This window comes from Paenibacillus piscarius (assembly GCF_022234545.1).
In the GTDB taxonomy this organism is placed as follows: Bacteria; Bacillota; Bacilli; order Paenibacillales; family Paenibacillaceae; genus Paenibacillus_AQ; species Paenibacillus_AQ piscarius.
Window position 1 is genome coordinate 198,034 of record NZ_JAIEUI010000010.1, and the last position, 25,995, is coordinate 224,028.

A 25,995-nucleotide genomic window follows, 5' to 3' on the forward strand; every position below is an offset into this window, starting at 1 on the left:
CCGGCTCCTCAAAAGCCAGCAGAATTTAGGCGAACAGCTTGGCGGCATGCCGCTCTTCATAAGCAGCGATTTCGTCCGCATGCTGAAGCGTCAGACCGATATCATCCAGGCCCTGCAGCAGGAACTGGCGGCGGTGCTCATCCAGATCGAAGGAGAGATCCAGCCCGTACTCATCGGTGAGCTTCTTGTTCTCCAGATCGACGGTCAGCTTGTAGCCTTCATGCTCCGCCGTGCGGTTGAACAGATCATCCACCTGGGCTTCGGAGAGCTTGATCGGCAGAATACCGTTCTTGAAGCAGTTGTTATAGAAGATGTCCGCATAGGACGGGGCGATAACCACTCTGAACCCGTAGTCCATAATCGCCCAAGGAGCGTGCTCACGCGACGAGCCGCAGCCGAAGTTGGCGCGGGAGATCAGCACAGAAGCCCCCTCGTAACGCGGCTTGTTCATCTCGAAGGACGGATTATCATTACCCGCTTCATCAAAACGCCATTCGTAAAAAAGAAATTGTCCGAACCCGGTCCGCTCGATCCGTTTCAGGAACTGCTTCGGGATGATCGCATCCGTATCTACATTCACCCGGTCAACCGGGGCTACGATACCTGTTAATTTCTTGAATTCTTCCATTGCTGTATCCTCCTGCTCTCTCGATTATTCTATGCGTTGACGGCTTCCGTCTTGTAGTTCCAGTCACGTACATCGGTGAACCGGCCTTTGATGGCAGCCGCAGCCGCCATGGCAGGCGAGACCAGATGCGTGCGTCCGCCGCGTCCCTGGCGTCCTTCAAAGTTACGGTTCGAGGTGGAGGCGCAGCGCTGTCCCGGCTGGAGAACATCCGGATTCATCGCCAGACACATACTGCAGCCAGCTTCACGCCATTCGAATCCTGCTTCGGTGAAGATTTTGTCCAGACCTTCCTTCTCGGCCTGCATCTTCACGCGTCCGGAACCGGGTACTACAATGGCAGTCACCTTGTCGGATACCTTATGGCCCTTAGCAACCTCAGCCGCTGCACGCAGGTCTTCTATACGTCCATTCGTGCAAGAGCCGATGAAGACGTAATCGATCCCGATCTCGGAGATTGGTGTACCTGGAGTCAGGTCCATATATTCAAGCGCCTTCTCAGCCGCTTTGCGTTCGTTCTCTGTCGCGAAGTCTGCCGGATTCGGAACACTGGAGCTAATGTCTGTACCCATGCCCGGGCTGGTGCCCCAGGTCACTTGCGGAATGAGTGTCTCCACATCGAATTCCACAACGGTATCATATTGGGCGCCTTCATCGCTGACCAGCGTCTTCCAGGTCTCAACCGCAGCATCGTAAGCTTCGCCCTGCGGTACATACTGGCGTCCGCGCAGATAGTTGAAGGTCGTCTCGTCAGGAGCGATCAGACCCGCTCGGGCTCCGCCCTCGATCGACATATTGCAGACCGTCATACGCTCTTCCATCGACAGCTCGCGGATCGCTTCGCCTGTATATTCAATAACATAACCTGTAGCAAAATCAGTTCCGTACTTGGCAATCACACCAAGGATCATATCCTTAGCCGTTACGCCCGGATTACGCTTGCCGGTGAAGCGGACTTCCATCGTCTTGGCCTTTGACTGCTGCAGACATTGGGTGGCCAGCACATGCTCTACTTCGCTGGTGCCGATACCGAAGGCCAGCGCGCCGAACGCTCCGTGGGTGGAGGTGTGGCTGTCTCCGCAGACAATCGTCTTGCCGGGATGGGTCAGACCAATCTCAGGGCCCATGACGTGCACAACGCCCTGATCAATATCATTCAGGTCAAACAGTCTTACGCCGAAATCCTGACAGTTCTTCGAGAGCGTATCAATCTGCTGCTTGGAAATCGGATCAGTAATATTGAAACGGTCTTTGGTCGGCACGTTATGGTCCATGGTTGCAAATGTAAGCTCAGGACGGCGTACCTTACGCCCGCTCAGGCGCAGCCCTTCAAAGGCCTGCGGGGACGTGACCTCATGAACCAGATGGAGATCGATATAGATGATGCTAGGCTTGCCTTCCTCCTGATGGATAACGTGGTTCTCCCAAATCTTCTCAAACATTGTCTTGTTGCCCATGATTTCACCTCATAATAGTAGAATCGTTCATTAATGAAGAGAGCGTGGAGTCTCTCTTGAATGCTCTAAATATAACATCAGAGTGTTTATAATTCCAAGATATGATTTCTATAGGGTTCATAGGTTATACTTATAAACAGATCAATCGCACAAAAAGGAGCATATGTATGGAACTCAGACAATTGCAATACACGCTGCAGATTGCGGCAGAGCGCAACTTCTCACGGGCTGCCGAGAAGCTGCATATTGCCCAGCCCTCCCTCAGCCAGCAGCTGTCCAAGCTGGAGAAGGAGCTCGGGGTGCTGCTCTTCCAGCGTAATACCAGCTCAGTGGAGCTGACTTATGCCGGTGAGAAGTTTGTTGAGCAGGCCCAGGTGATTATGGACGCCGTTGAGCTGCTGCGCCAGGAGATGTCCGATATCTCCCAGCTGCGCACCGGCCGCGTGGTGGTCGGCAGCATGCCGATTACCGGAGCGCATCTGCTGCCCCGTGTCCTGCCTGTATTCAAAAGCAAATATTCCGATGTGGACATCACCTTGCTGGAGGACTCCTCGATGAATCTGGAGAAGCTGACGGCCAGCGGTCAGACAGATCTCAGTCTGCTCTCCCTGCCGCTGGAGATTCCGACACTGGCCTATGAGGTTCTTGGCGAGGAACGGATCGATCTCGCCGTCCCGCCTGAGCATCCGCTTGCAGCGCGCGGGGCGCAGGGGGTACGCACCCTTTTGGAGGAGCTTAAGAATGAACCGTTCATCGTCCTCAAGAAAGGCCAGGGCTTCCGTAAAATGACGGTAGATCTGTGCCGGGAGGCCGGATTTGAGCCGCGGATTGTGTTTGAGAGCAATAATATGGAGACGGTCCAGTCGCTGGTTGCCGCCGGAATGGGGGTTACGCTGGTGCCGCATTTCATCGCCCGGGCACCCCGGAGCGAATTCGTACCGGTCTATCTTCCGCTGGCGGAGCCGGTGCCCGGCCGCACCCTGGTCATTGCCTACCGCCGCGGACGTTACTTGTCCCGTGCAGCCGAAGCTTTTATCGCCACCTTCAAAGACACAGTGGTCCGTCTCGCAGATCATTAACCGCAGTCTCAGCCTGAAGATTGGTTCAAGCCTCCCGCAAAAATATTATCCTGACGCCCTTTGCAAACCCTGTGCCCCCATGGTATTCTATAGGACAAATAGTGAAACGTGCAGACGGGACCAGTAAGAACAGGCAATAATTCGCGTATCAGAGAGTGAATTCCGGAAGGCTGGGAGAGTTCACCGCGGATGTCCGTTCCGAATCCTACCCCCGAGCGGCCTGCTGCCTGCAGGACGGATACTCCCGTTACGAGAATGAAGTCGGATGAACCCTCATCAATGAAGGTGGTACCGCGGAAGTGAATTCAGCTTTCGTCCTTTGCTAAGTCTTAGGATGGGGGCTTTTTGTCATTTTCAGGCAATAGATGCATTTCAATTCGAGAGGAAAGTGAAAGACAATGACGTCAAGAATTGTGGTCAAAATCGGCAGCAGCTCGCTCAGCGGACCCGAAGGCGGATTGAACCGGGATGCGGTTGCCTTCTTCGCCGCCGAGATTGCCGCGCTCCGTGAACAGGGCAGTGAAGTGCTGCTGGTTACCTCGGGCGCCGTCGCCGCCGGATTTCGAGGTATTGGCTACTCCGTGCGTCCTAAGCTGCTCCACGAGAAGCAGGCTGCCGCGGCGGTAGGGCAGGTTATGCTTATGCAGGCCTACCAGGAGGCCTTCGCGCAGCACGGCATTCCGACCGCGCAGATCCTTCTGACCCGCACCGACTTTTGCAGCCGCCGGGCGATGAACAATGCCTTGATGACTGTAGAGGAGCTGCTCCGGCAGGGTGCGGTCCCTGTGTTCAACGAGAATGATACGGTATCTGTGGATGAGCTGAAGTTCGGGGATAACGACACTCTGTCAGCTCTGGTCGCCAATCTGCTGAAGGCTTCCCACCTGCTGGTCCTGACCGATATGGACGGCGTCTACAGCGGTGACCCTCGTAAGCACCCGGATGCTGTAAGGTATCAGCATATTGCGGAGATTACGCCGGAGATTTATGCGATAGCCGGAGGCGCAGGCACAAGTGTAGGAACAGGCGGAATGAAGTCCAAGATCGATGCCGCCAAAATCGCCACCCGTGGCGGCGTTCCAGTCTTCGTAGGCCGGGTGACGGAGCCCGGAGATTTATCCCTGGCAGCGGCGGGAACGGGCAAAGGTACTTATTTTGCCACCACCCTCTCCTCTTTGCCGGTCAAAAAGCAGTGGCTGGGCTTCATGTCCACTCCGCTGGGCTCGCTGTATGTCGATGACGGGGCCGTGGAAGCGCTGCTGCATGGAGGACACAGCCTGCTGCCGGTCGGCGTGCGGCGGATCGAGGGAAGCTTTCATTCCGGGGATGTGGTGGAGGTCCTCGGCCCGGACGCACAGCTGCTTGGACGGGGTATCGTCAATTATGATGATACCCAGCTCCGCAGCATCCAGGGATTGCCCAGCCGGGAGATCGTCCCTAAGCTCGGGGAGGTCCACCGGCTGGAGGTCATCCACCGCGATGAATGGATTACGCTGCGTTAAGCCGGGTTCCCGGGATGAATATCTGTGCTAACATAACTTTTATAGGGGGAATGGTCATGAGTGAAGTGGTACACAAGGCAACGCTGGCAAAAGCTACAACAGGAGTATTGGCAAGCCTCACTACGGGACAGAAGAACGAAGCGCTGCTGGCTATGGCTGCGGCCTTAGTCGCTGAAGCGGACTACATTATCGCTGCGAATGCGGAAGATCTGGAGCGCGGCCGCCTGAATGGAACACCCGAGTCGCTCCTGGACCGTCTGGCGCTGGATACCGGACGGATTGAGGGTATTGCTGAGGGCTTGCAGCAGATCGCGGTACTGCCTGATCCGGTTGGCGACCATCTGGAGACCATCGAACGCCCGAATGGCCTGTTCATTGAGAAAATCCGCGTTCCGCTCGGAGTCATCGGTATTATCTACGAAGCCCGCCCGAACGTAACCGTCGATGCGGCCGGTCTATGCCTGAAGACCGGGAATGCCGTCGTCCTGCGCGGCGGTTCGTCCGCCCTGTCCTCCAACCGGGCGATTGCCGAGGTGCTGCACCGCGCGCTGGCGGCTACCTCCCTGCCGCCGGATGCCCTGCAGCTGATCGAAGATCCGAACCGTTCCTCCGTCGATGAGATGCTGAAGCTCAATGGTCTGCTGGATGTCATCATTCCGCGCGGGGGCAGCTCGCTCATCCAGAACGTCGTGCTCAACGCTACAGTGCCAGTCATTGAAACAGGCGCAGGCATATGCCATACTTATCTGGATGCAAGCGCTGAGCCGGAGATGGCGCAGCGGATCAGCATCAATGCGAAGGCCCAGCGGCCTTCTGTCTGCAATGCCATGGAGACGCTGCTTGTTCACCGTGACTATGCCCGGCAGCATTTGCCTGCACTCGCCGAAGCCTTCCGCGAGGCCCGGGTGGAGCTGCGAGGCTGCCCGGATACGCTCGCTCTTGTGCCTTGGGCCAAGCCTGCCGCACCTGAGGATTTCGCGACAGAATATAACGACTATATTCTGAATATCCGGATCGTGGACTCGCTTGAAGCCGCCCTCCGCCATATCGCCGAGTTCGGCACCAAGCATTCCGAATGTATTGTCACTGAAGATGCCGGGAATGCGGCCCGCTTCCTCCAGGAAGTAGACGCCGCTGCCGTGTACCATAACGCTTCCACCCGGTTTACAGACGGCTTTGAATTCGGCTTCGGCGCCGAGATCGGCATCAGTACCCAGAAGCTTCATGCCCGCGGCCCGATGGGACTGCCGGCACTGACTTCGAGCAAATACCTCGTTCATGGCTCCGGCCAGACCAGAGGGTAATTCACTTTAACTTATAGGGGGACTGCCAGCCATGTGCCAGCAACCTGCAATTCCATTGATTAATCATTCTATTGTTTTTTATGGCGCAGGCTCGATGGCTGAGGCCATTGTCCGCGGAATGATCGCCCGGAATGTAGTCGAAGCGAGCCGGATTATTATGCTGAACCGCAGCAGCAATGAGCGGCTGGCCGAGCTCCGCAGCCGTTATGGCGTGCTCGGCTATAATGCCGGAGAGCAGAAGACGGAAGCCCTCCGCTCGGCACCGGTCATCGTACTTGCCATGAAGCCCAAGGACGCGGCGGAAGCCCTCCGCTCCCTGGGTCCGCTGCTCTCGCCGGACCAGCTGGTCATTTCCGTCATTGCCGGATTGACCATCCGCACCATGCAGGGCTTGCTCGGAACTGCGCAGCCTGTTGTGCGCTCGATGCCCAATACCTCCAGCTCCATCGGGCTGGGCGCAACCGGCATCGCCTTCTCCAAAGAGGTTAGCGAAGAGAGCCGGCGGACTGCGCTTAATATCTTTGAAGCGGTCGGCTTAACGGCGGTCATTGACGAAGAGCGGATGGAGACCTTAACCGGCATCTCCGGCAGCGGACCGGCCTACATCTATTACATGATGGAAGCGATGATTGCCGCCGGCATCCGTGGCGGACTGCCGCTTGAGCAGAGCCGCGAGCTCACGGTCCAGACCGTACTGGGCGCGGCGCGGATGGTGCAGCAGACCGGCGAAGAGCCTGCGGCGCTGCGCAAGAAGGTCACCTCGCCGAACGGCTCAACCCAGGCCGCCATCGAAGTGCTGGAGCGCGGCGACTTCTTCGAGACCGTTATCTCTGCGGTCAGCCGCTGTGCCGAACGCTCCCGCGAGATGGGTGCGGCACTGGACAACGAGCTGCATTAATTTAGGGACTTGTTATTGTTTTTGAGTATTTAGCGCCTAGCCAAACAGTCCTCAGTTCCTTCCAGGTGAAGGGAATGAGGGCTGTTTGCTGTTTATTGGTTGATTTGTTAGGTTGGCAATCATAATTCCGCCTGCTTCGGCCGACACCAAGTGTATTTATACCTCTCATCTGCTCGTTTTTCCGTTCTTTAGCGTAATCAAGTGTATTTATACACTTCATTTGGCTCATTAGCCGAGTTTTGCTGAAATCAGGTGTATTTATACCCTTCACATTGCTCATTAGCACCCTTCCGCCCAAATCAAGTGCATTTATACACCTCATTCCAGCTCCCTACTCACTCTCGGTCAAGTCAGAGGCGGCAAAAGTAAAAAAGTGTCTTCTAAGCCACATACATGACTTAAAAGACACCTTAACTGGCATATATCTACTCCGCTCCGCTCACCGGCCCCCGCCCCGGAACTTCTGGGCATAGGCTTTGACATCCTGGGCATTCTTCACCCGGTTGCGGGCCCATTCCAGCAGGATGCGGTCGATATAGCGGAAGTGGACCTTGCCGGCGAAGACGGATTCCTTCAACGCGAGCAGGATCAGCTCCTCGGGATAACGGTCCTCGTCCACCCAGCCGGAGATGGACTCACATTCCATCGGGGACAGCGGGCGGCCGAATTCCTTCTCGAAGATGCTGAACAGGCTGCGTTCCTGTTCCGTTTCGGCGGCCGCCGGACGTGCATAGCTGTCATCCGGCGCAGCAGACCGGATCTGATGACCGGCTGCTTCGGAGGTACGCTCACTGCCGCTGCGCCCGCCGGCCTCCTGCCTCATCTGCGCCAGATAAGCGCCCAGCTTGGCGTAGAGGCCGGAGAAGTTGTAACGCTCATAATGAATGTCCCGCAGCTCGTCGTTATCTCCGTCGATGCTGATGAACCCTTCCTTCATGAGCTTCTGCAGCTCACCGGCAATCACCGGGATACTGCGTCCGGTTACTGCCTGCAGCTCCTCCAGCGAAGGAAAGTCAATCCCTTCGACCTGTCTGAAGGAGAGCAGGTGAATCAGTAGCATAGCCTCGCTGCCGGACAGATTCAGCTTCCGGTAGTTCTTCAGGAGCGCATAAGGAATGACGGCCATTCCGTTCTCCAGGCCGAAGGCTGCACCTTCACCCCAGGTATTCCAACTGGTTCCGTCCAAATCTAAGCCCCCTTGTCAGTATCTTAAGGGTACAGACGGTACAATGTGCGAGGGAATGCAATCGTCTCACGGACATGATCCAGCCCGCAGATCCAGGCTACCGTCCGTTCCAGCCCCAGGCCGAAGCCGGAGTGAGGAACGCTGCCGTAGGTGCGCAGATCCATGTACCACTGGTAAGTCTCCATCGACAGATTATGCTCTTTGAAGCGTGCTTCCAGCAGCGCCGGATCATCGATACGCTGCGATCCGCCAATGATCTCCCCGTAGCCTTCAGGGGCGATCATGTCCGCGCACAGCACCACTTCCGGACGGTCAGGATGCGGCTTCATATAGAAGGCCTTGAAGGACGCAGGATAGTGGGTGATGAACACCGGGCGGTCGCTCATTTCAGCGATGGCTGTTTCATGAGGAGCTCCGAAATCATCGCCCCAGGCGATTTCATAGCCTTTTTCATTCAGGAACTTGATAGCATCATCATAGCTGATACGCGGGAACGGCGCTTTGATGTTCTCCAGCTTCGAGACATCGCGTCCCACCGCCTCCAGCTCGGCACGGCAGTTCGTCAGAACGGACTGCACCACGAAGCTGATGAAATCCTCCTGCACACGCAGGCTCTCCTCATGCTCTACGAACGCCATTTCCGGTTCAATCATCCAGAACTCGATCAGATGGCGGCGGGTCTTGGATTTCTCTGCACGGAAGGTCGGCCCGAAGGAATAGACACGTCCAAGCGCCATAGCAGCAGCTTCCATATACAGCTGTCCGCTCTGGGTCAGATAGGCATCCTCATCGAAATACTTCGTATGGAACAGGTTAGTTGTGCCTTCCGCTGACGTTGGCGTCAGAATCGGCGGATCCACCTTAGTGAAGCCATTCTCGTTGAAGAACTGCTGAACCGCACGGATGATCTCCGCACGAATCACCATGACCGCCCGCTGCTTGGTGGAACGCAGCCAGAGATGACGGTGATCCATCAGGAAGTCTACGCCATGCTCCTTCGGAGTAATCGGATAGTTCTCGGTCAGATGCAGAACCTCAATGCCCGTAACTGTCATTTCATACCCTGACTGGCTTCGCGGCTCCTCACGGATGATTCCGGTCACATACAGGGAGCTTTCCTGGGTAAGGCTTTTGGCATCGTCCCAGACCTGCTCCGGTACTTCAGACTTCACCACGACCCCTTGAATATAACCGGTACCGTCACGAAGCTGCAGGAACTGAATTTTACCGCTGGAGCGCTTATTGTTCACCCAACACCCGATGACCACACTCTCTCCAACATGCTCATTCACGTTCTTGATTACACTTTTGTTAGCCATGCCTAAGATCTCTCCTCTAATTTAGCCGTTAATTCCTTGCACAATACGGTAAGTATCGCGTGCAATGACAAGCTCTTCGTTTGTCGGAACCACAAGCACCTGAATCTTGGAATCAGCCGTGGAGATACGGCGCGGATCACCGGAGCGGACCTTATTGGCTTCTGCATCCAGCTGGATTCCAAGGAACGTAAGATTGTTCAGTACTCTTTCACGCAGCAGGGATGCATTCTCGCCAACACCAGCGGTGAATACAATGACATCTACCCCGTTCATGGCAGCAGCGTAAGAACCGATATATTTACGCAGACGGTACTCGTACATTTCAAAAGCAAGCGTCGAGTTAGGCTCGCCTTTCTCCGCACCGTCAATGATATCACGCATGTCACTGCTCACGCCAGAGATGGCCAGAAGACCGCTGTGCTTGTTAAGCATGGAGCTTACTTCACCGACAGACAGCTCTTCCTTATTCATCACATAAGGAACAACGGCCGGGTCAAGGTCACCGCTGCGCGTACCCATCATCAGACCTTCCAGCGGAGTCATCCCCATCGAGGTGTCCACTGAAATGCCGCCGTCTACTGCTGTTACACTGGCACCGTTACCGATGTGGCAGGTGATAATCTTGAGGTCCTGAAGCGGACGGTCCAGATACTCGGCAGCCGCTTTGCTGACGAAGTCATGGGAGGTGCCGTGTGCGCCATAACGGCGGACTTTGTATTTGTTGTAGAGCACTCTCGGAATAGCATACATATACGCCTTCTCAGGCATTGTCTGGTGGAATGCAGTATCGAACACAACAACCTGCGGCACTCCAGGCATATTATTCTCGGAAGCGGTAATTCCCATCATGGCAGCCGGATTATGCAGCGGCGCAAGGTCGAACAGCTGGCGGATCTTAGTCTTTGCATCGGCATCAACAAGGGCGGAGGATTTGAAGAATTCCCCCCCGTGCACTACACGGTGCCCTACAGCATTGATCTCGTCGGTGGATGCGATAACGCCATGCTCCTTGTCAGTCAGGCAGGCAAGCACCTTACGGATTGCCGTATTGTGCTCCAGAATTTCACTGACCTCAGTAACCTCCTGCTTACCAGTAGGCTTGTGGTTCAGAATGGAGGAATCCATTCCGATACGCTCTACCAAGCCTTTGGCCAGGACAGACTCATCTGTCATATTGTACAGCTGGTATTTCAATGAGGAACTGCCGGAGTTGATTACTAAAATATTCATATACGGTCACCATCCTTGTCATACTTGAAGAAGCCTTCGCCCGATTTGGTCCCCAGCTGTCCGGCACGTACCATCTTCTTGAGAATGGTCGATGGACGGTACTTGAGCTCGCCGTATTCACGGAACATGTTCTCAAGCGCGGCCAGAACGGAGTCCAGACCGAAGCGGTCAGCCATTTCAAGCGGCCCGTTCTGGAACTGGTAGCCGATGCGCATAGCGTCGTCAATATCTTCAGGAGAAGCAACGCCTTCCTGCAGCACATGCATCGCTTCGTTGATGAACAGGCAAATGAGGCGTGAGGATACAAATCCCGGGGATTCGTAAATCATTACGCCTTTTTTCTCAACAATCTCATCAACAAAGGCCTTGGTATCTTCAAAGGTGCTGTCTGAAGTTTTCAGTCCGCGCACGATTTCAACCAGGTCGACCTTGCCTACAGGATGTATGAAGTGCATACCGATTACGCGTTCCGGGTACATTGTTGAGCTTGCAAGCTCTGTCAAGCTGAGCGTTGACGTGTTGCTGGCAAGAATAATGTGGCTCGGACACACCTGATCGAGCTGATTGAATACCTTTTGCTTCGCTTCCAGATCTTCAACGATGGTCTCAATCACCATATCGCAGGAGCTCAGTTCAGCGAAATGGGTTACTTTCTGGATACGGGCAAGAATCAGTTTCTTCTCCGCCTGTGTGATCGCCCATTTCTCCAGCTGTTTGTCGAGGCTGGTCTCGATCATTTCGTAGGAGTAGTTCAGTCTTTCAGCCGTTTTCTCCACCAGCATGACATCCAGGCCCTTGGCTGCCAGCATTTCGGCAATGCCTTGTCCCATTGTGCCCCCGCCGATGACACCGATCTTCTTAAAGTTCATTCTTAAGTCTCCATCCTTTCAGGTATCTATACTTCAGTATTGTACCTTGTCTGTCGTAAAAAATAAGTAGCCCGACATATAATGATATCTTAGCATGTCTGAAAAGTAAAAAAAAATAACCGGCATAAAGAATTATGCCGGTAAAAGGACACTGTCACGAAATTGACAACGAAATTGCTCTCCGGAGAGAACTTCTTCTTTCATTAAAATGTCAAGGCAGTAATCAAATACATTTCTTTGCTGGCTCAGCAGCTCATTGGTGCGGACCATTAACTCATCCAGGATTTTACTATTCTCCTTCATCAGCTCTTCGGTCGTCACCATCTGCAGATTCGCGATTCCAAGGGAGGTTAGCCCGGACTTCATCATGGTCTCCACAATGTTCAGCGCCTGATCGAAATCGCCGCGCGAGCCGGTGCTGCGCCCGCCGTAGTACATTTCTTCGGCTGAAGCTCCGCCCAGTGCGATCATAATCTGATTCTCCAGATAATCCTTCGTGTATAAGTACTGCTCCTGCTGCGGATTATGCCGCACATAGCCGAGAGCCTGTCCGCGCGGAGTCAGCGTAACCTGGCTGACGCTTCCGGGACGCAGCAGCTCAGCCATAATGGCATGTCCCAGCTCGTGAATCGCTACACGCCGCTTCTCTTCATGATTCGTCTCGCGGTCGGTCTTCTCTCCCATCATCACCTTGTCGATCGCCATCGACAGATGGCGCTGCTCCACCAGGGTCAGATTCTCACGCATCATGTAGATCGCCGCTTCGTTCATCACGCTCTCCAGCTGTGCCCCGGAGAAGCCGTAAGCTTCTTCGGCAATTTTGTCCAAATCTACGGTCTCATGCAGCGGCTTGTTCTTGGCATGAAGATCGAGAATCGACTTGCGGCCCTTCTTGTCGGGCATATCCACCTGAATGTGGCGGTCGAACCGGCCTGGACGCAGCAGCGCCGAATCCAGCATTTCCTTGCGGTTCGTAGCGGCTACCAGCAGAATGCGCGGGGTATCATTATTATAAATCCCGTCCATCTCCGTCAGGAGCTGATTAAGTGTCTGGTCATATTCGCGCTGCTGTCCGCCTTCACGCTTGCCGCCAATCACGTCAATTTCATCGATAAAAATAATCGCACTCTGCTTGTTCTCCTTCAGCGCACGCGTGCGGGCATCCTTGAACAGGTCACGGACCCGTCCGGCCCCGACGCCGACATACATCTCCACGAACTCACTGCCCGATGCAGCGACAAACACAGAATTGGTATAATGTGCCGCAGCCTTCGCCATCAGCGTCTTCCCGGTTCCGGGAGGACCAGTCAGCAGAATGCCTTTGAGCGGGCGAATCCCGAATTTGCTGATCTCTTCATGCCGGATCAGGAAGTCCAGCGCCTCGCGCAGCTCCTGCTTGGCATTGTCCTGCCCGCCGATCTCTTCAAAGGTCAGCTTGGACGGGCCGTTCTTCTTCCGCTTCTTGTCTGCGCCTGCATTAACCGCCAGACCGCCGCGCGCGTGGGCAATGAACAGGAGAGCTGCAACCATGCCGAGCGCTATGATTACAGGGAAGATATTAATCCCCACAAAAGCCATAAAAATCAGCACGACTGGAACAAATCCGGCTATAACCTCTTTCCAGTACTTAGGCATTGTCCCACACTCCCATCTTGGCGCCGGTGCGCGGCAGAATGATGAACTTGCTCTCTGTACCGCTGCTCAGACTCACATATACATTGTTGTCATCAATCTCCGTTGTTGCTGTAATCCCGCTGTACTTGCTGTTCTGTTCCTTTAACCCGTCCAGCTTGGCTGGAATTAATGTATATTTACGGCTCTCCATCGCTTCCGCCACAGAGAACATCGCTTTGTCCCAATATTCATCCAGCAGTTCACTGGAGTGCTGCTCGACATCCAGCTTAATGGTCCGCCCGTTAATGGCCGAGCTGCCTTCACTCGATACATACTGCACCAGCTCACGTAATTTCGTGCCCGGCTGCAAATTCAGTTTCAAAGTCACTTCATTGCGTTTAATAGTAATATGGGAATCCTTCACTCCCTCATAGGATGATACCAGCTTCTTCAGCGGCTCCTGCACGGCGAACTGACGGTAGGAATACCAGCCGCCGAACAATACAGCAGCAGACAGCAGAGACGTTAGCAGCACAGGCATAAGACGCAGTTTCAAGAAACGTCCTCCTCTCCAAAATAACCAGCTTTTTCTATAAAATTAACAATCCAGCGTGTCTAGCGCCCTTCCGAGACTGACATGCTATTAGGCATGTCTTAATACAAGTAGTAGTATATCACAGGTGTATATACGATTTTACATAAAGTTGTGAATATATTTAAAATTTTTGATTCTAATTTCTGGATGTTTCATAGATTAACCATTTCCCCGCAGCCGCTCAATTTCATTTATCATATACTCTGCATAATCAGTAAGCAATTCCGGGTCATAGGCCTCGCTGTTTGATGATCCGCTGTATGCTTCCAGACACCGTGTGAGCAGTCCGTGATATTGCGCGGGCAAATGCTTCTTTCCCCACTCTCCGCCTTCCTTTTTGGAGGACACAACATTTTCGCACACATAATACAGCACCCTGCAAAGATTCAACGTGTAATACACCGGAGCTTCCGTAATTTTTTGGTGCGCGTCTCCAACATCATACATAATGGAATCCAGGTAATACCCCCGGTCTACCGGCAGAAATGCCTCACGGATGGGTTCCCCGTACAAGATCACTCCCCGGTGATAGACCACATAAAAATGTGCCGCCAGATCAGCATCCTCAAACCCGCCGCACAAGTATTGCTCATCCGTTCTGTAGCGCTCTATGTGAGCTTCCGAGAAATGAAATTCAAACGGAGTCGGGTACACAAAATTCCTCAAGTATGTCTTCAAGACAATAGACAGTTCAACTCCGCGCTTGTTCGGCAGCATATCATGTAATGCTACAATCCGCTTCGCGAGCCTCCGGCTGACTTCTTGGGACAACTTGTTATGTACCACGATCAGCAGATCGATGTCGCCCGTCTCCGGGCTGAAACAGCCCATCGCCAGCGAGCCATGCAAATAAATCCCCGCCAGATTGGCCCCCAGTTCCTCCTTGAACAGCTCTACCGCATGATCTAAGTAAGCTAATGTTTCCATTTCCAGCATCCTCCTCGATTGAGAGCATTCTTATGTTATTACCGGCTGAACACAAATTCCCGGTATAGCAAATGGTATATCTCTCCGTATACATCTATTAAGTCATAGCCACCCCGCTAACACCAGTCCAAGAACGGTTCCAGATTGTTTTCGCCGGAAAATCAACTTACTTTACGCACTTCCCGTCTGCACAATGTGTTCGGTTTTCGCATAAAAAACGGAGGAACAGATGAACTGTTCCCCCGCGTTTAGATCCGCCGTTGACGTATAGCATAGCTTAACTTAGCTTAACGATTCGGCAGACTGTACCCCTCACCGATGGCGCTGCCGTCTGAGAAGCGGTAGAAGCTGTAATAATAGCGACCTTCTTTTTTGTAAAAAAGCTGCCAGACGTATTCCCCGTTATATACCCCCGGGAGCAGCCGCTTGATCGTAATATCGGGCATCTGGCTCTCAAGCAGCTTGCGCATCTGCGCTTCAGAGGTACCCTTGCTCACCTCTTCGGCATACAGTCCGTTCTCGCCTCCGGCGGGCTTGCCCTCGGCCGTGAAGCGGACCCACACCATCAGCTCGGTCCCCGCTGCATTGCTGCCGGTCAGCACCCAATAGATCGAATTCTCGTCCCAGACGGACTTCTGGGCCTTGGAGATCTCCGTTAATCCTGCCTTTGCTCTGGCCAGTTCCTTGGCTTCATTCCGCTCAGTCCACTGATCCTTCATAATGTAGGCATAGAACTGGCTTAGTCCGAACAGAAGGAGCAGAACCAGGCTAATTCCCAGCCAGAGCCATTTTCTCCTCTTCTTCTTCACCGCGTTGCTTCCTTTCCCGTTCTGCTGGTTTAGCGCTTCAGCAGGCTGTCGAACGTCTCCTGCGCTCTGCGGCGGATGGCTTCTTCATCGAGGGTCAGGCATTGCCCGTGCTTCACCACCTGCTTGCCGTTCACCCACACATGCTCCACATCCTTGGCGCTGGCCGAATAGACGGCATGGGAGAGCAGGTCGGAATGCGGCAGCAGATGCGGCTGGTCAATATCAAGGGCAATGAAGTCCGCCTTCATGCCGGCGGCAAGCCGGCCCACACTGTTCAGGAAGATGGACTGCGCCCCATACTCGGTCGCCATCAGGAGCGCTTCAGGTGCCGGTACAGCCGTAGGATCACCGCTGACCCCCTTGTGGATCAGTGCTGCCAGACGCATCTCCTCGAACATATCCAGATTGTTGTTGCTGGCCGCGCCGTCTGTGCCGAGCGAGACCTTAACCCCTGCCTGGAGCAGCTCCGGTACTCTTGCCACGCCGCTGGCGAGCTTCAGGTTACTTCCAGGGTTATGCGATACGCCAACGTTATACTTGGCCAATATGCCGATCTCTTCATCGGTCAGATGCACGCCGTGGGCAACCAGGGATGGCCGGGTGAACATCCCCAGCTTCTCCAGATGCGCAACGGGGCGCAGGCCGTAATCTGTGACGTTCTGCTCCACCTCATGGCGGGTCTCGGACATATGCGTATGCATCGGCAGATCGAGATCATGGGCCGCCTGCACGAACTTCATGAAGAACTCCGGCGGACAGGTGTAAGGTGCGTGCGGCGAGAGCATAGATGTAATTCGGCCGTCGGCCTTGCCGTGCCAGCTGCGGGCGAAGTCAATCGCCTCTGCCAGCTTGTGATTCTGCACCTCTTCCGGACAGAGGCCGATCACGCCGCGCATCAGTACAGCACGAATACCGGATTGCTCTGCCACCTCAGCTACCCGGTCCATATGGTCATACATATCGAGGAAGGTGGTAGTCCCGCCCTTCAGCATCTCCAGCACTGATAGCGCAGAGCCCCAGTAGACATCCTCGCCGGTGAATTTCTCTTCCATCGGCCACATTTTCTCCTGCAGCCAGGACTGCAGCACCATATCGTCCCCATATCCGCGCAGCAGAGACATCGCCGCATGGCCGTGGGTGTTGACCAGACCCGGCATAAAGAGCAGACGTCTGCCGTCAACCATCAGAGCCCCCTCCTCATGGACAGGCTCCGCTTCACCTATGTAAGTGATCAGATCATTCTCTATGGTCATATACCCGCTTAGTACCGGCTGCTCAGTACCCGGAACCAGAAAACGTCCATTCTTGATTATCGTCTTATTGCTGCTCATCTTCAGGCTCTTCCTTTCCATCGCGCAAATAATAAGCCAGGCTCTGCAGATCGGTGGTGAAGTCTGCGGCATGAATGCGGATATTAGCAGGCGTCTTCAGAATGACCGGCGCGAAATTCAGAATCGCTTCAATGCCGGAATCCACCAGAATATCCGCTACGTTCTGGGCTTCACTGTCCGGTACCGTAATAATCCCGATCCGGATGCCCTGGGCGCGGATGGTATCCCCCAGCTCCTCCATCGGCTGCACAACCAGGGAGTTGATCTTCTGGCCCACCTTCGGCGGATAAGCATCGAAGATCGCTGTAATCTTCATCGTATCCTTCAGATAAGCATTGTAATTGGACAAAGCATGTCCAAGATTACCGGCGCCGACCAGAGCCACGTTGATCTGCTGGTCAAGCTTGAGAATATGGCGGATCTTCTCAATCAGATAAGAGACATCATAGCCGATGCCCTTTCTGCCGAAATCTCCGAAGTATGCCAGGTCTTTGCGGATCTGAGCGGGGTTCAGATCAAGCTTCTGACCCAGCTCCTGGGAAGAAACGGTGGAGATTTCACGTTTTTGGAGATCGTTCAGGAACCGCAGGTACACTGGGAGCCTGCGGACTACGGCCTCCGATATTTTATCCGATTTCATGCTTTCTCCTCCTAATATGGTGAATAGTAAACGCTTCATTGCGTGAGCACCGCAAACTTGCTCGTATGATGCCGCTTATAGGAACCGTCACCCGCAGGCTTCTGCCGTAGCGGCAGAAGCCTGCGGATAGACGGAACATCAGGTGAATCATGCCTTCTTAATAATATCAACAGCAGATGAATTATGAAACCCCGCCTTCGTCCAGCCATTCGGCGATGCGCGGAACCATCTGGTCCGTGAGCATATGCTCCATCTTGGGCCCGGGCAGGGAATACAAAAAGTATTTCCCATAATAAGATTCAATCACCCTGGTATCATATACAATAACGATGCCGCGGTCCTTAGCCGTACGGACCAGCCGCCCGAAGCCCTGCTTGAAGCGGATAACCGCCTGCGGGACAGACAGCTTCATGAACGGGTTCTTCTTCTGGGCCTGGAGCAGCTCCGACTTCGCCTCGGCCAGCGGATGATTCGGCGGCTGGAACGGCAGGCGGACAATCGCCAGGCAGGTCAGAGCCTCGCCGGGGATGTCTACCCCCTCCCAGAAGCTGCTGGTGCCAAGCAGCACTGAAGCGGTGCTGTCCTGGAAGCGCCGGATCAGCTTGCTGCGGCTGCCGCCCTCCACGCCTTGTCCGAGCACCGCAATATCCTCAGGGACCAGCGCTTCCTTCAGCGGGTCATAGACCTGGCGCAGCATCTTGTAGGAGGTAAACAGCACCAGCATCCGCCCCCTGGTTGCGACAGCAGCCTCCGCCAGCGAACGCACCAGAGTGTCCACGAAGCGGGCGTCCCCTATGCTTCCCTTGACGCTCGGGAAGTCGCGGGGAATGACCAGAAGCGCCTGCTCCCGGTATTTGAACGGCGACGGCAGCAGCGCGGTCATCAGCCGCCCCTGCTCAGCCGCACTATCAAGCCCTAGGTTGTCGATCATGAACTGGAAGGATTTGTCCACCGATAAGGTGGCCGAAGTCAGAATCACACTCTTCTTCTTGTCGAAGAACAGCTCGCGGAGCTGGGCGCTGACATCCACGGGAACAGCATACATCTGCAGCGATTTGCCCTTGTAGTTACCGCTGCCCTCCAGCCAGTACACGATATTCTCGTCGTTCAGGTTCATGAAGAAACGGATCTGATCCCTGATGGAGGCCAGGTCCTTGAACAAACCGCCGATATCCGTGACCAGGCTGTCCGAAGAGGACTGGCTGTCCGTGTCACGCATCTCGCTGAGCATTTTGTCACCCTTGCGGATGATATCGCTCAAGCTCAGATTGAGGGTCTGCTCAAGGGCCGCCAGCTCCTCCCAGTCTTTGGGCTTTTTGCCCGGCTGCAGCCGTGCTACCAGCTGGCCGGCTTCACCGGCTCCGGCATCACTGCGCTCAGGCAGCAGTGCGAAGAGCCGTTCGCTGAGGGCATCCCAGGATTCCTTCACGGTCAGCAGGTCCGGGTAGATCCGGTCAATGACCCCGCTCCACTCCGAGGCCTGCTCACTGCCCGATGACTGCAGGGTCTGGCGCAGCGCAGGCAGCTGCCCGCTCCGGCTGTCCTTGTATAAGCGGGTCAGCGTATGTGCAACTGTGAAATATTTCATCTGCATTCCCAGATGCTTCCCGGCAATATCCTCCAGGTGATGGGCTTCGTCTATCACAAGATGCTCATACGCCGGAAGAAGCTGATGCCCGGCCTTAACATCGGCGAACAGCTTGGAGTGATTGGTAACCACCACATCCGAGATGCCGGCTTCATGCTTGGCCCGGTGATAATAGCACTTGCGGAACCAGGGACAGGCACGTCCAAGGCAGGAGTCGGTATCACTGGCAACGGTCTCCCAGAAGTCACCGCCCCGCCCGCTAAGATTAAGCTCCTCATCATCTCCGGTTGATGTCTGGGTGAGCCAGACAAGCATCTGTGCCGCCGTCAGCGCTTCTTCACGGGTGCTGGTGAAATCCTTTTTGATCAATCTATGTTCAAATTTGCGCAGGCACAAATAGTGCCCCCTCCCCTTGAAGATGGATGCCTTGAACGGGAATGGCACAACACGGGTCAGAAGCGGGATATCCCGCTCATGCAGCTGGTCCTGAAGGTTGATCGTATGCGTGCTGACCATGACCTTCTGTTCATTGCGGACACTATGATATATAGCCGGAAGCAGATAACCAAGCGATTTGCCGGTGCCGGTCCCCGCTTCAATCAGCAGATGCTTATCCTCCGTCAGCGCAGTGTTCACCTCGTGAATCATCAGCTCCTGGGCTTCCCGGCTCTCATATTGGGGAAAAGCCTCTTTAAGCCGCAGGGTCACCTCATCCATGTATTCCTCAAAGGTAATATTCTCCAGCGGGTTGCCGGTTCCTTCCCCGCGCGGCGGAGCCAGCTCTGTCCAGTCGCCGACAGCCAGTGCCAGCTGGCGGTGGAAGGTCAGCCCGTTCTCCGGCTGGAAGGTCTCCATCTCCCGCTCGCGCAGCAGTCCGTCGAAATACCAGGCCAGGTCACTGTCCTCGTCAGCGAACAGCTCATTCAGCCGCTGGATCGCCAGAAGAGGCAGGCTGCGAAGCTCCTCCAGACATTTGAGCAGCACAAGCGCAGTCGCTAGCGCATCGCTGTCCGCCTGGTGAGGACGGTCATGGGTGAGTCCGAAATGGCTGCTGACCGCGCCAAGCTGATAGGTGCCCAGGGTGGGGAAGCAGATTTTGAGAAAATCAATGGTATCCAGAATCCGGCCCTGAAACGGCAGATAGCCGCAGCGGTCCAGCGCATTCTGCAGAAAATGAAAATCAAAGGCTACATTATGTCCAACCAGGACCACATCATCCAGCAGCGGCACCAGCTCCATCATCATATCCTCAAGCTCCGGCGCCTCCTGCACATCGCTGTCTGTAATTCCGGTCAGCCCTGTGATAAAAGGAGGAATGGGAGCTCCGGGCTTGACATAGGAACCATACACGCGGGAGATGGACCCGTCTTCTTCAATAAGGGCAAGGCCAACCTGGATGATCTCACCCACCGATTGGGTTCCCGTAGTTTCGAAATCAAGCACGGCAAATTTCATTATAAGTTCTATTCCCTTTCACTTGAGACTCTTTATCAGCATAACAGAAGTTAAGAAAAAAGGCGATGCACACCCGGAAACGGGTTGCATCGCCTAGAAAGAACCGGAGGGGATTACAGGAGCGATACCAGCTGCTGGCCGAACTGGAGCTTCCCGCCCCGCCTGCGGCACACCTCCAGATTCACATTCGGCTCCGGCAGCGCCGGATCGTGCCGCAGTGAGAGGCCGAACAGCTCACTGGCCTCCTGAAACCGCTCCTGGGAGGCTCTGATACAGCCCAGCGCATTGTAGATCATCGCCTTCAGCTTACTCTCACGGATCAGACCCAGCATATGGTGCAGATGCTCCCAGGCTGTATCGCCATCGCCCTCCTGCAGATAAGCCATTGCCAGGTAGAGGCGGGCAGCCAGACTGTCCGGGTGCCTGGCCGTGACTTCACTGAACTGCTCGATGCACTTGCGGTACATCAGCAGCTTGTAATAGCCCTGGCCTCTTACAAAAGCGTCCATAGCCAGCTCAGGGGCCTCCTGCCCGGGAAGCTCCTCCGCCTGGGTCTGCATATCGGTCTGCCCGCGGAATTCGCTCAGCTTCTCGGCGAAGAGCAGCCATTCGTCCATGACATGATCGCTGATCCGGTGAAGCATATTATATTTGGATAAAAGTTCATTGCGGCGTGCCCCCTCCGCAGTAGGGTAGTCGGCTTGGATCTCCTGCAGCATCTTGTTCATCTCGGCGAATAAATGTTGGAACACCGGACATCCCACCCTTACTGATAATGAAGTCAGGTTAAGCTTGCCTGACTACATTTTTAGCAAGTACGGAGGTCTTCATCCCTGCCATTGATTACATAGCTTATACCGCGCAGTTTAAGCAATGGTCGCATGAATCTCATGGTCGGCCAGCTTCACCGGCTTGTTGTCACCGTCCACAAACACTACAGTCGGCTTGTGTCCCGCCAGTTCCTCCGAAGACAGCATCGCATAGGAGATAATAATGACGGTATCGCCGGGCTGCACCAGCCGGGCAGCCGCACCGTTCAGACAGATCACGCCGCTGCCGCGCGGGCCGGGGATTACATAAGTCTCCAGTCGGGAGCCGTTGTTATTGTCCACAATCTGCACCTTCTCGTTCTCCAGCAGATCTGCGGCTTCCATCAAATCCTCATCAATGGTGATACTGCCCACATAATTCAGATTGGCTTCCGTGACCGTAGCCCGGTGGATCTTGGATTTCATCATATGTCTATACAAGGGCGTGTGCCTCCTTGGGAATAAATACGTTATTGTCGATCAGGCGGGTTCTGCCGAACTTGACGGCCAGTGCCATAATAATCTCCCCGCCTGCGTCAATCAGCCGGCCCGCGCCTTCCAGCGGCTCCAGATCAGGGAAGGTTAGAATCTCCGCATAATCAATCACAGCAAGCGGGGATTCCGAGATGACCGAAACCAGCAGCGCCCGCGCCTCGTCCACCGTGCAGACGGTGCCGTTGTCGATACCCTGGCGCACTTCACGCAGTGAACGGGAGAGGACCAGCGCCTGTCTGCGTTCCTCACCGCTCAGGTAGACATTGCGCGAGCTAAGCGCCAATCCGTCTTCCTCGCGGACAATGGGACAGGCGATAATCTCCACGTTCATGTTCAGGTCCGCAACCATCCGGCGTAGCACCGCTACCTGCTGGGCATCCTTCAGGCCGAAGAAGGCATAATCGGGCTGGACAATATTGAAGAGCTTGCTGACCACTGTCGTCACACCGTCGAAGTGCCCCGGACGCGAAGCGCCGCAGAGCTGCGAAGTCAGCGAGGAGACCGATACGCCTGTACGGATCGGCTGCGGATACATTTCTTCTACGCTAGGGATGAAGACCAGATCCGCCCCCTCGCGTTCAGCAAGCTCCAGATCACGCTGCTCATCCCGGGGATAGGAGGCATAATCCTCATTCGGTCCGAATTGCAGCGGGTTGACAAAAATACTCATCACAACCGTGCCGCTCTTCTCACCTGCCTTCCGCAGCAGGCTGGCATGTCCTTCGTGCAGATAGCCCATCGTGGGTACAAAGCCAATGGGCCCATGGCCCCCTTGACGCATATAATCAAGCGCTTCACGCAGTCCGGCAATCGTTCGGATCACTCTCATGTTATTTCGCTCCTTTGGCGGCGCTGCCGTATAAAGCTTCCAGCACCGTATCATCTGCCTTGAACACATGCTCTTCCGCCGGGAACGAGCGGTCCTTCACTTCGCGGACGTAGCTGCTGATGCCTTCGCGGATCACGCTGCCCACATCGGCGTATGTCTTGACGAACCGCTTCTCCCGGTAAGGGGAGTCATAGCGCAGCAGATCATGAAAGACCAGCACCTGACCGTCACAGTAACGCCCTGCACCAATTCCGATGGTTGGGATACTAACCGCCTTAGAAATTGCTTCAGCTACTTCTTCTGTGACCAGCTCCAGCACAATACCGAACGCCCCGGCCGCTTCCAGCGCCTTCGCTTCCTCCATCAGCCGCTGGGCATCCTTGGCATCCTTGCCCTGAATCCGGTAGCCGCCGATCATATTGACGGACTGCGGCGTCAAGCCGATATGGCCCAGCACCGGCACTCCGGCAGCCACAACCGCGGATACGGCGGCGCAGATTTCGAGTCCGCCCTCCATTTTGACCGCATGGGCCTGACCTTCCTGCATCAGCCTGCGCACCCCGCGCAGCGTCTCGTCCACGCTTCCGTGGTAGGTCATAAACGGCATATCCGTGACTATAAATGTATTCGGCGCCCCCCGCTTCACCGAACGGGTATGGTAGACCATATCCTCTATGGTAACCGGGAGGGTCGTATCATAACCAAGCACAACGTTGCCCAGTGAATCGCCTACCAGAATCAGGTCAATCCCGGCTTCCTCGGCCAGCAGGGCTGAAGGATAGTCATAGGCGGTCAGCATGGTTAAGGGCACACCCTCTGCTTTCATTTTTCTCATTTTGATAATATTCAGTGCATGCTTGTCTGCCATTCGCTCTCATTCCCCTTGTCCTTTAGTATGGTGCGCAAGCTCTGCGCAAACAAAAAAACCTTTTAGCAGGTCCGCTAAAAAGGTCCGAAGGGCAAAAAAGAGTCACTCGCGATCGTCCCTTCTGTCTCGGTCCTTACGGCTCAGAGCAGAATCCAACGTAACCGTTACATTACAGTTATGAAGGCACATCCGGTAAACAACTTCCTGTTAAAGATTCATTTGCCGAGTACAGCTCGCACATGCGATGCCGCCTCTATAAGCTAGTATAACAAATATATACAACAATTACACGTTAAAATAGTATGAAGCAGGCTGATGGCAACGGATGAGATGAGGCTGCTAGATGAGCTCGATCTCGCCGGATAATACGCTGGCTATCTCACCGGTATCCTTGCGCAGCAATAGCTCCCCCTGGTCGCTAAGCCCGACGGCGGTCGCTTCGCTGCGGCCCTGCGGCGTATTCACACTGACCTGGCGGCCGAGTGTAACGGACATCGCTTCCCAGCGTTCCTTAACGGGTGCAAAGCCTTCCCGGATGTACTGCCTGTACCAGTATTCAAGCTCTTCCAGCACCGCCTGGGCGAGCCGGGTCCGGTCAACCGGTATGCCGCCGCCTTCGATCAGCAGCGACGTTCCGATCCCCCGCAGCTCCTCAGGGTAGTCTTCCTCCGTCAGATTAGCAGCGATGCCGATCCCGGCGATGCAGTAATGGAGCCTGCCTTCGCGTAGTGAGGATTCAAGCAGAATGCCGCAGATTTTGCGGCCGCCGGCCAGCAGATCATTAGGCCACTTGATGCCGGCTTGAACACCTGTCACCTCACGGATCGCGGTACACACAGCTACTCCGGCCAGCAGCGTCAGCTGCGGCGTCAAGGCCAGCGGCAGACCGGGACGCAGCACCAGGCTCATCCAGATGCCTTTGCCGTGGGGAGAGTGCCATTTGCGGCCCATCCGCCCCCGGCCCCCCGTCTGCGCCTCAGCCATCACCGCTGTTCCCTCCGGCGCGCCGCGCTCAGCCAGCAGCTTGGCCTCCTCCTGCGTAGACTCCACCGTGTCCATATGCTCGATTCTGCCGGTCCAGCTTGCTTCGAAGCTCTCCCGCTTCAAGCCGCCGGAGATATGGGCATTAACCTCCTTCATCGCAATCCATCCTTTGTGCTTCAAGCAGCAATAATTGGTTGTCATTGGCAAGATCCCCCGCTGCTGCGGCCAGAAGCAGCCGCTTCAGCAGCTCCCCCAGCCACGGGCCGGGCCGCTTCTGCAGCGCATCCGCCACCTCGTGGCCGCTCACCGCAAGCTCCGCAAGCGTCGTAAGAGGCATCTCAGCGGTCCAGGACCGCAGGAGCGCCGTGGTGAGCGGGCTGGCGGGTGTTGCATGAGCCGGTGCACCTGCGGCGGGTTCCCATGTTCCTGCAGGCATGGGTCCACCGGAGGCAGGTGCGTCAGGTCCAGCGTCAAGTGCTCCTGACGCGTCAATGCCCCCCGCTGCGGCTCCGTCCGCAGCGGGAACCCCGGCGGCACCGCCTGCCGCCGCATCCAGCACCGTCAGCCACCCTTCGGCGGCTGACGTGCCATGGGCCAGCACGGCGGCGATCCACCGCCGCCGCAGCCCGTCCAGCGCGCCGGGAGCCTCCGGCCGCGCCGAAGACAGCGCCGCGTCCCAGGCTTCGCGGACGCGGAGCACGGCGGCGATGCCACTGCGCGCCGCCCCCGGGAACGTCCATGCCCGCAGGAGCTCATCGGCAGCTAGCGCCGACGATCCCAGGGCATGGAGCAGGAGCGCCCACCGCAGGCGGGCGTCCTGCAGGTTCCCCAGACCGGCTAGACGGGCGGCTGCCGCCGCCAGGTCCGTGCCGGTCCAGGGGAACGGCGCTTTGCCGCGCGGCAGCAGGCCGCTGCGCAGCAGCAGGCCCAGCCCGCGCTGCGGGTGCGGGCCCTCCACGATGCGCGCGACCTCCCCGCGCACCCGCTCAACCGCGATATGCGCCAGCTTGTCGCGCTGGCGCAGCAGTCCGCGCCAGGTGTTCTTCGCCACCCGGAAGTCCAGCACCGAGGCGAAGCGTACACAGCGCAGCATCCGCAGCGCATCCTCGTCAAATCTCTCCTCCGCCTCGCCAACACAGCGGATCACCCGGAGCTTCAGGTCATGTTCTCCCCCGAAGGGATCGATCACTGTGCCGTCCAGGCCGCAGCAGATCGCATTGATTGTGAAATCCCGGCGGCGCAGGTCCTCCCTCACGTCCCGGACAAAAACGACCTGACCGGGACGGCGGTGATCGGCATAGTCGCTCTCCGTCCGGTAGGTCGTCACCTCGAAGCTGTGCCCGTCCTGGAGTACCGTGACCGTCCCATGCGCAAGTCCCGTAGGGACACATCGCGGAAACAGGGCGATAACCTGCTCCGGCAGCGCTGAGGTCGTAATATCGATGTCATGCACCGGACGGCCCAGCAGCTCATCGCGCAGGCAGCCGCCTACGTAATAAGCCTCATGGCCGTCCGCCAGCAGACCTGCAATTACTATACCGGCGGCTTCCGCCATGCCCGCCGGCGCCATTGTCCATTCCAT

General features: G+C 55.8%; 23 protein-coding genes. 4 read left to right on the forward strand and 19 right to left on the reverse strand.

Annotated features, from left to right (window positions below):
• Window positions 1–25: 25 nt before the first annotated feature.
• Both leuD and leuC read right to left on the reverse strand, forming a co-directional pair.
• Window positions 26–628 (reverse strand): 3-isopropylmalate dehydratase small subunit, encoded by a 603-nt coding sequence (gene leuD, locus K1558_RS17645; RefSeq protein WP_238652959.1) that lies wholly within the window; start codon window positions 626–628, stop codon window positions 26–28.
• Window positions 629–657: 29 nt separating this feature from the next.
• Complete coding sequence (gene leuC, locus K1558_RS17650) at window positions 658–2,082, reverse strand: 3-isopropylmalate dehydratase large subunit (protein WP_238652960.1); 1,425 nt, start codon at window positions 2,080–2,082, stop codon at window positions 658–660.
• A 167-nt stretch (window positions 2,083–2,249) separates the two neighbouring features.
• On the opposite strand from leuC, the gene K1558_RS17655 reads away from it, so the two are divergent.
• From K1558_RS17655 to proC, 4 genes are all read left to right on the forward strand, one after another.
• On the forward strand, window positions 2,250–3,161 hold the full coding sequence (locus K1558_RS17655) for a LysR family transcriptional regulator (protein ID WP_238652961.1): 912 nt from the start codon (window positions 2,250–2,252) through the stop codon (window positions 3,159–3,161).
• Window positions 3,162–3,559: 398 nt separating this feature from the next.
• Window positions 3,560–4,663: a glutamate 5-kinase gene (proB, locus tag K1558_RS17660; RefSeq protein WP_238652962.1), complete on the forward strand. Its 1,104-nt coding sequence runs from the start codon at window positions 3,560–3,562 to the stop codon at window positions 4,661–4,663.
• A 56-nt stretch (window positions 4,664–4,719) separates the two neighbouring features.
• The gene (locus tag K1558_RS17665; RefSeq protein ID WP_238652963.1) at window positions 4,720–5,967 is read left to right on the forward strand and encodes a glutamate-5-semialdehyde dehydrogenase; all 1,248 of its coding nucleotides are present in this window, start codon (window positions 4,720–4,722) and stop codon (window positions 5,965–5,967) included.
• A 31-nt stretch (window positions 5,968–5,998) separates the two neighbouring features.
• On the forward strand, window positions 5,999–6,865 hold the full coding sequence (proC, locus tag K1558_RS17670) for a pyrroline-5-carboxylate reductase (RefSeq protein WP_238652964.1): 867 nt from the start codon (window positions 5,999–6,001) through the stop codon (window positions 6,863–6,865).
• Window positions 6,866–7,304: 439 nt separating this feature from the next.
• On the opposite strand, the gene K1558_RS17675 is transcribed toward proC, so the two are convergent.
• The 17 genes from K1558_RS17675 to K1558_RS17755 form a co-directional block, all read right to left on the reverse strand.
• Window positions 7,305–8,051 carry a DnaD domain protein gene (locus K1558_RS17675; RefSeq protein WP_238652965.1) on the reverse strand — a complete coding sequence of 249 codons (747 nt, stop codon included), beginning with the start codon at window positions 8,049–8,051 and terminating at the stop codon, window positions 7,305–7,307.
• A gap of 23 nt (window positions 8,052–8,074) precedes the next feature.
• Window positions 8,075–9,370 carry an asparagine--tRNA ligase gene (asnS, locus tag K1558_RS17680; RefSeq protein ID WP_238652966.1) on the reverse strand — a complete coding sequence of 432 codons (1,296 nt, stop codon included), beginning with the start codon at window positions 9,368–9,370 and terminating at the stop codon, window positions 8,075–8,077.
• A gap of 21 nt (window positions 9,371–9,391) precedes the next feature.
• Window positions 9,392–10,600: an acetate/propionate family kinase gene (locus K1558_RS17685; protein WP_238652967.1), complete on the reverse strand. Its 1,209-nt coding sequence runs from the start codon at window positions 10,598–10,600 to the stop codon at window positions 9,392–9,394.
• Window positions 10,597–11,469, reverse strand: coding sequence for a 3-hydroxyacyl-CoA dehydrogenase family protein (locus tag K1558_RS17690; protein WP_238652968.1), 873 nt, complete (start codon window positions 11,467–11,469; stop codon window positions 10,597–10,599). The genes K1558_RS17685 and K1558_RS17690 overlap by 4 nt, the downstream gene beginning before the upstream one ends.
• 132 nt (window positions 11,470–11,601) lie before the next feature.
• The gene (locus K1558_RS17695) at window positions 11,602–13,104 is read right to left on the reverse strand and encodes an AAA family ATPase (protein ID WP_238652969.1); all 1,503 of its coding nucleotides are present in this window, start codon (window positions 13,102–13,104) and stop codon (window positions 11,602–11,604) included.
• A complete protein-coding gene (locus K1558_RS17700) occupies window positions 13,097–13,639 on the reverse strand; it encodes a hypothetical protein (protein WP_238652970.1) in 543 nt (180 codons plus the stop codon). The genes K1558_RS17695 and K1558_RS17700 overlap by 8 nt, the downstream gene beginning before the upstream one ends.
• Window positions 13,640–13,837: 198 nt before the next feature.
• Window positions 13,838–14,605, reverse strand: coding sequence for an aminoglycoside adenylyltransferase domain-containing protein (locus tag K1558_RS17705; RefSeq protein WP_238652971.1), 768 nt, complete (start codon window positions 14,603–14,605; stop codon window positions 13,838–13,840).
• 287 nt (window positions 14,606–14,892) lie between these two features.
• Window positions 14,893–15,414, reverse strand: a complete 522-nt coding sequence (locus K1558_RS17710) for a cell wall elongation regulator TseB-like domain-containing protein (protein ID WP_238652972.1) — start codon at window positions 15,412–15,414, stop codon at window positions 14,893–14,895.
• A 29-nt stretch (window positions 15,415–15,443) separates the two neighbouring features.
• Complete coding sequence (locus tag K1558_RS17715; RefSeq protein WP_238652973.1) at window positions 15,444–16,745, reverse strand: amidohydrolase; 1,302 nt, start codon at window positions 16,743–16,745, stop codon at window positions 15,444–15,446.
• Window positions 16,732–17,385, reverse strand: coding sequence for a redox-sensing transcriptional repressor Rex (locus tag K1558_RS17720; protein WP_238652974.1), 654 nt, complete (start codon window positions 17,383–17,385; stop codon window positions 16,732–16,734). Before K1558_RS17720 ends, K1558_RS17715 begins: the two co-directional genes overlap by 14 nt.
• Before the next feature lie 181 nt (window positions 17,386–17,566).
• Window positions 17,567–20,428: an ATP-dependent DNA helicase DinG gene (gene dinG / locus K1558_RS17725; protein ID WP_238652975.1), complete on the reverse strand. Its 2,862-nt coding sequence runs from the start codon at window positions 20,426–20,428 to the stop codon at window positions 17,567–17,569.
• A gap of 113 nt (window positions 20,429–20,541) precedes the next feature.
• Window positions 20,542–21,180 (reverse strand): tetratricopeptide repeat protein, encoded by a 639-nt coding sequence (locus tag K1558_RS17730; protein ID WP_238652976.1) that lies wholly within the window; start codon window positions 21,178–21,180, stop codon window positions 20,542–20,544.
• 114 nt (window positions 21,181–21,294) lie between these two features.
• Entirely contained in the window at window positions 21,295–21,678 is a 384-nt protein-coding gene (gene panD / locus K1558_RS17735; RefSeq protein WP_238652977.1) for an aspartate 1-decarboxylase, read from the reverse strand.
• A complete protein-coding gene (gene panC, locus K1558_RS17740; protein ID WP_238652978.1) occupies window positions 21,671–22,561 on the reverse strand; it encodes a pantoate--beta-alanine ligase in 891 nt (296 codons plus the stop codon). Before panC ends, panD begins: the two co-directional genes overlap by 8 nt.
• Window position 22,562: 1 nt before the next feature.
• Window positions 22,563–23,429, reverse strand: a complete 867-nt coding sequence (gene panB / locus K1558_RS17745; RefSeq protein ID WP_238652979.1) for a 3-methyl-2-oxobutanoate hydroxymethyltransferase — start codon at window positions 23,427–23,429, stop codon at window positions 22,563–22,565.
• Between the two features lie 339 nt (window positions 23,430–23,768).
• Window positions 23,769–24,569, reverse strand: a complete 801-nt coding sequence (locus tag K1558_RS17750; protein WP_238652980.1) for a biotin--[acetyl-CoA-carboxylase] ligase — start codon at window positions 24,567–24,569, stop codon at window positions 23,769–23,771.
• Complete coding sequence (locus tag K1558_RS17755; RefSeq protein ID WP_238652981.1) at window positions 24,556–25,995, reverse strand: CCA tRNA nucleotidyltransferase; 1,440 nt, start codon at window positions 25,993–25,995, stop codon at window positions 24,556–24,558. The genes K1558_RS17750 and K1558_RS17755 overlap by 14 nt, the downstream gene beginning before the upstream one ends.

Bases quoted from the DNA above. Each gene is read 5' to 3' on its own strand.
- leuD (WP_238652959.1), bottom strand. From the start codon at position 628: ATGGAAGAATTCAAGAAATTAACAGGTATCGTAGCCCCGGTTGACCGG.
- leuC (WP_238652960.1), bottom strand. From the start codon at position 2,082: ATGGGCAACAAGACAATGTTTGAGAAGATTTGGGAGAACCACGTTATC.
- K1558_RS17655 (WP_238652961.1), top strand. From the start codon at position 2,250: ATGGAACTCAGACAATTGCAATACACGCTGCAGATTGCGGCAGAGCGC.
- proB (WP_238652962.1), top strand. From the start codon at position 3,560: ATGACGTCAAGAATTGTGGTCAAAATCGGCAGCAGCTCGCTCAGCGGA.
- K1558_RS17665 (WP_238652963.1), top strand. From the start codon at position 4,720: ATGAGTGAAGTGGTACACAAGGCAACGCTGGCAAAAGCTACAACAGGA.
- proC (WP_238652964.1), top strand. From the start codon at position 5,999: ATGTGCCAGCAACCTGCAATTCCATTGATTAATCATTCTATTGTTTTT.
- asnS (WP_238652966.1), bottom strand. From the start codon at position 9,370: ATGGCTAACAAAAGTGTAATCAAGAACGTGAATGAGCATGTTGGAGAG.
- K1558_RS17685 (WP_238652967.1), bottom strand. From the start codon at position 10,600: ATGAATATTTTAGTAATCAACTCCGGCAGTTCCTCATTGAAATACCAG.
- K1558_RS17690 (WP_238652968.1), bottom strand. From the start codon at position 11,469: ATGAACTTTAAGAAGATCGGTGTCATCGGCGGGGGCACAATGGGACAA.
- K1558_RS17695 (WP_238652969.1), bottom strand. From the start codon at position 13,104: ATGCCTAAGTACTGGAAAGAGGTTATAGCCGGATTTGTTCCAGTCGTG.
- K1558_RS17705 (WP_238652971.1), bottom strand. From the start codon at position 14,605: ATGGAAACATTAGCTTACTTAGATCATGCGGTAGAGCTGTTCAAGGAG.
- K1558_RS17715 (WP_238652973.1), bottom strand. From the start codon at position 16,745: ATGAGCAGCAATAAGACGATAATCAAGAATGGACGTTTTCTGGTTCCG.
- K1558_RS17720 (WP_238652974.1), bottom strand. From the start codon at position 17,385: ATGAAATCGGATAAAATATCGGAGGCCGTAGTCCGCAGGCTCCCAGTG.
- dinG (WP_238652975.1), bottom strand. From the start codon at position 20,428: ATGAAATTTGCCGTGCTTGATTTCGAAACTACGGGAACCCAATCGGTG.
- panC (WP_238652978.1), bottom strand. From the start codon at position 22,561: ATGAGAGTGATCCGAACGATTGCCGGACTGCGTGAAGCGCTTGATTAT.
- panB (WP_238652979.1), bottom strand. From the start codon at position 23,429: ATGGCAGACAAGCATGCACTGAATATTATCAAAATGAGAAAAATGAAA.
- K1558_RS17750 (WP_238652980.1), bottom strand. From the start codon at position 24,569: ATGAAGGAGGTTAATGCCCATATCTCCGGCGGCTTGAAGCGGGAGAGC.
- K1558_RS17755 (WP_238652981.1), bottom strand. From the start codon at position 25,995: ATGGAATGGACAATGGCGCCGGCGGGCATGGCGGAAGCCGCCGGTATA.